Consider the following 7326-nt stretch of genomic DNA (forward strand, 5'->3'; position numbering starts at 1 on the left):
CGGAAATCCTAACAGTTTTAGCCGATAACAAGATGCATTTAAAGCGTTGAAAGGCCAGTTGAAAATAATGTTTACTTTTGCTCGCAGCTTTTCGTAAAACCGCGACTTCAGAAATTAAACCGGGGCTATCAGGACCCTCTGGGCAGCTCCGCCCGGCGGCGGCGCGCTTCCTTGGGATCGATAGTTAACGGCCTGTATATCTCAATCCGGTCGCCATCATTCAAAAGCTGCTCAAGCACAGCTTTTTTGCTGAAAATACCCACGCGTACCGACGGCAGGTCTATTTCCGGAAAATCATTCAGCACGCCGGATTCCACTATGGCTTCACGAACACAGGCGCCATCCGGCAAGATAACAGGCTTTAAAAACTGCTTGTCGGGCAAGGCATAGGCAACCTCTACCTGAATTTTGCTCATGATCGCTTTCCGTAAATCTCGTGGGCGCGCTTCTGAAACTGGTCAACCAGGTTGTTGGCGATGGATTCGAATACCGGTCCAAGCGCCATGGATACGAGCATACTGGAAAATTCAAACTCCAGATCCAGCGTCACCTTGCAGGCAGTTTCATCAAGCGCATCAAATGTCCAGTAACCATGCAGCGCCTTGAACGGGCCGTCGACCAGTTGCATCTCCATGACTCTTCCAGGCTGAAGGCGATTGCGCGTGGTAAAGCTCTTGTTGACGCCCTTGTAGGCGATAGCGATGGACGCGGTAACAGACTCGCCTGATTTCTCAATAATATTCGTACCACCACACCAGGGAAGAAATTTCGGATAGGCTTCAATATCAGAAACCAGCTCATACATATCCTGGGCACTGAAAGGCACCAAAGCCGACTTGGTGATTGATGTCATAGGAACAACCTGGGAACAGTAAAAATGATCATCAGCATAAGCAACGGTATAACAAACCGAATACTGCCATACCACATGCGGTAAAGCAGCGGATGATGCAGGCCCAACATCTCCATGCTGATGGTTTTTTCCATTGACCAGCCCGCATACAGGGCCAGCAACAGGCCGGATACGGGCAGCATGTAATGGGATGTCATAATCTGCAAAATATCAAATGCACCCAGGTACTTGTTGATGCCGAAATAGGAAAACTCGAAAGACCAGACATTGAATGACAACAGCGTGACCAGGCCAAGCAACCAGACACCAAGTCCTGCAATAACCGCGGCATTGAACCGGCCGGTATCATGGCACTCGATAAGCCAGACGATGGCCGGCTCAACCAGGGCAATGGATGACAGCCAGGCGATGATTACCAGCATGACAAACAACAGCGGCATCACGATATAACCAAAGCGCAGGTTGTCCAATGCCAGCGGCAAGGTCTGAAACACCAGGGTTGGTCCGCTGGATATGCTTTGTTGGCCGGCGATCAGCAAGCCATAGACAATGATTGCCGCAATAATGGCTACAGCCAGATCAATCAGGATAATCATGATACTGCTGCGCGTAATATCACACTCTTCCCGTATATAGGTGCCGTACATCATGATAACGCCATAGCCAAGACCGAGACTGAAAAACGCGTGGCCAATGGCCATCATTGCCGATGTCCAGGTAAATGCTTCGACGTCCATGGCAAAAATCCTGGTTGCGGCCTGGGCAATGGTGTTGAAGTTTGCCGTGTAGGCAAGCAGTGCCAACAGCAATACGAACAACAATGGCACCAGCACCCGGACGGCTTTTTCAAACCCGCGCTGTAATCCGCGCGCGGCTACAACGGTTGTCATAATGACAAACAGGCTGTGCCAGAACAGTTGTTTTTCCGGGTCACTGACAAACCCGGAAAACTGGGCACTCATGCCATCAGCGGTAAGATCCTGGAACATGCCCAGCGAGCTGCGTACGACGTAGGCCAGCAACCAGCCGGCAATAACACTCAGGTAGGAAAGAACAATAAAACCGGCAAAAGTCTTGATGGAGCCAAGCACGACCCAGTTTGGATCGCCATGAGTCTTGTCCACCAGCGCGCGCACGGTCTGGATCGGTGAACCGCGGCCAAGACGGCCAACGGCGAATTCAGTCATCATCAGCGGCAAGCCAATGACCAGCACCGCCAATACATACACCAGCAGGAATAACCCGCCGCCATGCTCACCCACGAGATAGGGAAACTGCCAGATATTATTGAGACCAATGACGGCACCGGCGCCGGCCATGACAAACAGGCGATTGGACGACCAGCGGATACCATAATCGCGCAAGGCCATATCTTCCTGAACCGGTTTTTGCTGATTCTCCGCCAAACTGCACCTGCCATTATTGCCGGGTTCGGTCCCGGCTTTATCGTTGTCGGGTGACAATGAAACAATACTATTATATAACCCAGACCCCGGCATCATGCCGGGAAACGGAAAATATCACAAAACAGCTATCGCCATGGGCAAGAGCAAAAAGGATAAATCCCCCAGCAGCACCATCGCGCTCAATAAAAAAGCGCGTCATGACTACTTCCTGGAAGACCGGCTCGAGGCCGGTATCGCCCTGGAAGGCTGGGAAGTCAAAAGCCTGCGTTCCGGTCGCGTCAACCTGCAGGAGGGTTACGTGCGCCTGGAAAACGGCGAAATCTGGCTGCTCGGCGTACTGATCACACCCCTGGCTACGGCCAGCACCCACATCAACCCCAACCCCACCCGGCCCCGGAAATTGCTGCTTAATCGCCACGAAATCAACAAGTTGATTGGCGCTACCGAGCGCAAGGGCTACACGGTCGTGCCCACGGCCATGTACTGGTCCAAGGGTCGCGCCAAGCTGGAAATCGCCCTGGCCAAGGGCAAGCAGGCCCACGACAAGCGCGCCAGCATCAAGGATCGGGAAAACAAGCGCGAAGTCGCCCGGGCCATGAAAAAAGGCTGAACATTACCCTTTTCCCCGGCATCGGCGTTATACTCAGCCACAGCCAAGCGCTTGTGCAGTACATGGGGGCGACCTGGCTTCGACGTGGGTTACAAAACCTGCGGTGCATGCCGAGTGGCAGAAACTCGCTAATCAGCTGCAAAACTTATAGTTGCCAACGAAGACAACTACGCACTCGCTGCCTAAACCCCAGTAGGGTGCCCTCTCACTGCTGTTTGCCTGTGGGCGCAGGTTCGAGGGGTCATCGCACACAGGCTCGTGATGAAACACGTCCGGGGTGGATTCACTAAAACTTAACGGAATCGCTATCGGTCTTCCCTGCCCGTCGGGTAGCCGCTAGTTAAACTCAAAGACTGGGCTAAGCATGTAGAGCCAATGGCGGAGAGCTTGCGGACGCGGGTTCGATTAAGACAATGGTCGCCATGGAGAGTGATCTCCATTGGAAAAAGAGGGCTCATACGGTGAACGCTAAGGAACCCGGTGAGCTCTGAAGACCCATCAAGTGGATGATTGCAAGACGAAAAGAAACGAAAACGCGGAGTTTACATTTTCGTAAATGAGCAGTTTGAGTTTCTTTTCAACACAGCAAGCGCCACTTCAGGGGTCCTTCAGAGATTACCGATCTAGGCCAACGCCGTACGGTGAAGGGGAAACCCATAAGCCGTCTAGAGACTCATAGGCTGCTAAGGTAACGGCCCAAAAGGCTGGAACTATGCAGCACTAGGGTGAGTCGTATTCTGACTCACAACACGCCCTCCCCTGCAGTGACTTGCAGGTGAAGGAATAGTCCAGGCCTGGATGAAAATTCAGGAATCACTGTCCCGCCGCCTCCACCAACTTAAAGGGCTGCCGAAAGGCAGCCCTTTTCTTTTTTGACCCACCTGGTTATTACGTTATATTGGTAGCAGATTCATATCGTCAAGGATGGCAACTATGGACATCAATATACTTACCCCTGTTAATGCTGCCTACATTGCCGGACTTATTGATGGCGAAGGCACCGTAACACTCACCAGAAAGCATAAAGATGAACACCGCCACCTCGCCGTCAGTATCAGCAATACTGAACTCCAGTTACTTGAATTTACCAAACAGGCCATAGGTGCCGGCAAGATTACGCGCAAACGTACAACCTCCCCAAACCATACACCGAGCTATACCTACGCCATATACAACCGCCAGGCCTTGTTGCTGATCGCGCAACTGCAACCGTATATGCTGTCGTACAAAATAAGGCGGGTTAATCTCATCCTGGAGAAATACATCGAACTGACACCAAGAAACGGCAAGTACTCAAAGGAAACCGCGGCCGAACGCCGGATGTTTGAAAATGCTGTGCTGACGATAAAGCCGTAAGATATATCAAGACTGCAATACCAAGCATTTCATTAGAACTGTTCATCTTGAGACTGACTTAGAACTTGCCCACCAGGTTCACAAACCAGTCCTGGCTGTCGTAGTCGAGTTCACAATATCGGAACGCTCACGGCTGCACGCCTTCCCCAGCAACGAAGTCCGAGACCATCGATGAAACGAGATTCAAATTCTAGTTAGCAGGATTACCACGTTGCAGAAATTCCCTGAACTCGGGCGATATTCTTTCGTCAAGCATCAGGTTATGCCAGAAGGTACGCGCAACACTCCTGATACCTGCAACAGCTTTGTCATCCAGGCTGGTTACAGGCAATGCTTCCGGCGCAACAAACTCGTAAGGCAATACCTCGCCACCCCGGGGCGCAAAGCCCATGGAACACATGTCGTACACGGGCAATAACCTGAACATACTGCCATCTATACCCAGGCTGAGATTACCCAGGTGCATGTCCGTATTATTGATTAACTTGCCGAACACCCACATCATCTCGGCCTCATAAACATACCGGCTGCTGACCATGCCCTTTTGCTCAAGCGCGTGCATCGCACGCGGCCAGTTACTGCCAATACCGGTAAACTCGGCATCAACACACTGCAAGGACAGCATGGGCATGCGGCCATACTTGCCTTGCCGATCAAATCGCTGTGACTCCAGGAACAAGCGATCACCCACTTCCAGCAAGCGCGCATCGGCCACAGAAACGCCGCATTGACGCATGGCTTCCAGCGCATGATGTTCGGTGACCAGGATATCCCGCCATCGGCGCGCAACCGGATCATTCCCCGGTGGTGAAAACTTTACGATCATGTGTGCACGACTCTCGGCACTGTACGCGGTGAACTTCGGCTGCTCACCACCGGCTGAAGAGCCCGGCACGGCTCCACCCATCACCGCATCTGCCAACGCCGGGAAATCGGCAACGCCAACCGCTTGCGGCTCACGCCTGATGCGCAGATGGGCCTGTGCACCAAAAGCAAGGTTACCCGGCAGGTCATCACCATTGGATACCAGGTAACGACCAATATGATCGGTATTCCAATGGCGTGGGTCTTCAGGGAAATCCGGTGAGCGCAATGCCATCTCAAGCGCGATTTGCTTGCCAAGAAACCCTTGTGGCGCCATATCGGCCAGGAAATACGGCAGATCATCGTAGACACCATGTCCGGTTTCGCCCAGCAACACCGGCGGCATACCGGCAAGCGGTTCGACGAAATAGCCGCCGTGAGCCAACGGCCGCAAGTATGCCACGACAGCATTATTGCCATCGGCGTCAACCATATAGACAGGCAACCGGTCATCACCGCCAAACGCGTTGCGGGCCAATGCATAGCGCGGCGCCCTGCCCCCGGGCAACCGGACAACGCTGTCGCCCAGGGCGCGAAGCTGACGCGACACCCCGGCTTGGCTGATGTCAGCCTCAATTTGCAGGGCTTTCGACGTCGCCGGCCCGCGCCGCAGAATGTCTCGAATAGATAACGCCATAAAACTGGCCCCAATTGACTGATATTGTGAATAGATATATCAAGCCAGAATATAGTATTTTATATTGTTATTACAATAGCTTAGTGTATTTTTTAGAAAACTATTGACTTACTTAATGAATAGCCTAATCAAGCAAGGATGGCGTGCTCGTGGCAAGGGGTCGACGGCAAGGGGTCAGACCTATGTAACCCATTGATACTAAGTATGTTTTATCGAAATAACCGGCCTATTCCACTCTTAGAGCGACCATTTAGAGGGCAAAATGGATGATCTAACAGATTGGAAGCATATCCGGCCCAGGCTTCGTGTTTTCCAAACCCGGCCTACAGAAAGCCGCCATTACTTTCTTAAACCGGGCTTTTCGGATCCGGCAACAGGCGTCTAGGGCCAGAAACAGGGGAAATTTAACGACTCAATGCTTTGTTATTAACGGGTTAGGTAGGTCCGACCCTGCACAGACTGCTTGTTATCAGAGGGTAAGGCAGGTCCGGCGCTGTGCCCATGCCCCCAGGACAACACGGCATTTCGTTAGAGCCTGCTTTTTGGGTCAAAAAAGAGGTGTCTAGGGCCTAAAACTGGGTAATTTTGGGGACGTAATGCTTTGTTATTAACGGGTTAGGTAGGTCCGACCCTGCACAGAGTCCAAGATGCCGGGACAGTATTACCCCAGCTAGGCTTAAGCAGCTCTGCGTTGCAGGAAATACAACAGGGGTTAAGTACAGGAAGGCACATCGTTGCTCATCAGAACCAGATAAATGTGGGGGGCTGGAGAGGAGAAGGTTATATAATCTATAGCCCATCCGATGGTAACGGTGCCTGGAAGATCTCTGGTGGAAGCAATGGAGGAGAGGCGGAGGATCAGGAATTGCGTAAAATGGCAATTACCGTGGAAGGCGGGATGTCGGACGCTATCAATTTTTTCCATAAAATCGACGGCGCTCCCAAAATTGCCAAGCTGTTTAACAGCGTAATAAGTAAAATGCTGGGATTAATGTCTGCGTTATATGGTTTTTTTGATATGAGCCAGGAATGTCATTGGATGTTGGCTGCGGCATTTGCATTTTTTGCTTATCAATTTGCTGCTACAGTTGTATTTGAGGCGACACTTGCCGCTGCGCCTTTGGCGGCGCTGGGGCCACTCGGCGCAGTAATTCTAGTATCAATATTATTTGCATCGTTGGCTTTTATTGTATCGCAAATATTGGAGTGGATAAGAGAAAAGACTGCAGAATTGTTATGCAAAGGATAGATATGATTGATAGTAAATTTGATGTTTATCATTTTAGTATGACAAACAAGTTGTTCATAATTCTCGTGATTTTAGAGGTAATGTTTTTCTGGGGTATAAATAAAGAGTATAGTGGGAGTTATCTATCAATGATGCAAAAGGTATCATCTAATATCGGCATAATAATAACTCCAATAGGTTTTTTATATTTGCTTGTTAGAAAAATTCGAACCGGCGATTTTGTTATAAACCAGAAAGGAGTTATCGACGAGGCATCTGATGTACGAATAGGATTCATTCCATGGGAGCATATAGAAAGAATCTGTGTATCTCATTCCGCGCCTTATTTTATGAAACATTTCAGGTTATTTC

8 protein-coding genes and 1 other RNA gene are annotated in these 7326 nt (G+C 50.8%); 5 read left to right on the forward strand and 4 right to left on the reverse strand.

Going from position 1 to position 7326, the window contains the following annotated elements; translation table 11 throughout:
- Positions 1-128 precede the first annotated feature (128 nt).
- From OEZ10_09110 to OEZ10_09120, 3 genes are read right to left on the reverse strand one after another with little or no spacing between them, the layout of a single operon-like run.
- Positions 129-416, reverse strand: coding sequence for an RnfH family protein (locus OEZ10_09110; GenBank protein MDH5633142.1), 288 nt, complete (start codon positions 414-416; stop codon positions 129-131).
- Positions 413-853, reverse strand: a complete 441-nt coding sequence (locus tag OEZ10_09115) for a type II toxin-antitoxin system RatA family toxin (GenBank protein ID MDH5633143.1) — start codon at positions 851-853, stop codon at positions 413-415. The genes OEZ10_09110 and OEZ10_09115 overlap by 4 nt, the downstream gene beginning before the upstream one ends.
- The gene (locus tag OEZ10_09120) at positions 850-2259 is read right to left on the reverse strand and encodes a sodium-dependent transporter (GenBank protein MDH5633144.1); all 1410 of its coding nucleotides are present in this window, start codon (positions 2257-2259) and stop codon (positions 850-852) included. The genes OEZ10_09115 and OEZ10_09120 overlap by 4 nt, the downstream gene beginning before the upstream one ends.
- A 133-nt stretch (positions 2260-2392) precedes the next feature.
- On the opposite strand from OEZ10_09120, the gene smpB reads away from it, so the two are divergent.
- The 3 genes from smpB to OEZ10_09135 all read left to right on the forward strand — a co-directional run bounded on the left by smpB (position 2393) and on the right by OEZ10_09135 (position 4225).
- Entirely contained in the window at positions 2393-2869 is a 477-nt protein-coding gene (gene smpB, locus OEZ10_09125) for an SsrA-binding protein SmpB (GenBank protein ID MDH5633145.1), read from the forward strand.
- A 72-nt stretch (positions 2870-2941) separates the two neighbouring features.
- Positions 2942-3277: a transfer-messenger RNA gene (gene ssrA / locus OEZ10_09130) on the forward strand.
- A 525-nt stretch (positions 3278-3802) separates the two neighbouring features.
- On the forward strand, positions 3803-4225 hold the full coding sequence (locus OEZ10_09135; GenBank protein MDH5633146.1) for an LAGLIDADG family homing endonuclease: 423 nt from the start codon (positions 3803-3805) through the stop codon (positions 4223-4225).
- Between the two features lie 190 nt (positions 4226-4415).
- On the opposite strand, the gene yjjJ is transcribed toward OEZ10_09135, so the two are convergent.
- On the reverse strand, positions 4416-5726 hold the full coding sequence (gene yjjJ / locus OEZ10_09140; GenBank protein ID MDH5633147.1) for a type II toxin-antitoxin system HipA family toxin YjjJ: 1311 nt from the start codon (positions 5724-5726) through the stop codon (positions 4416-4418).
- Positions 5727-6417: 691 nt separating this feature from the next.
- Between yjjJ and OEZ10_09145 the strand changes: the two genes are divergently transcribed.
- Positions 6418-6975 (forward strand): hypothetical protein, encoded by a 558-nt coding sequence (locus tag OEZ10_09145; GenBank protein ID MDH5633148.1) that lies wholly within the window; start codon positions 6418-6420, stop codon positions 6973-6975.
- A 2-nt stretch (positions 6976-6977) separates the two neighbouring features.
- Positions 6978-7326 (forward strand): hypothetical protein (locus OEZ10_09150; protein MDH5633149.1); only part of this gene is annotated, 349 nt, incomplete at its 3' end.

This window comes from Gammaproteobacteria bacterium (genome assembly GCA_029880545.1).
GTDB lineage: Bacteria > Pseudomonadota > Gammaproteobacteria > Acidiferrobacterales > SZUA-150 > JAOUOD01.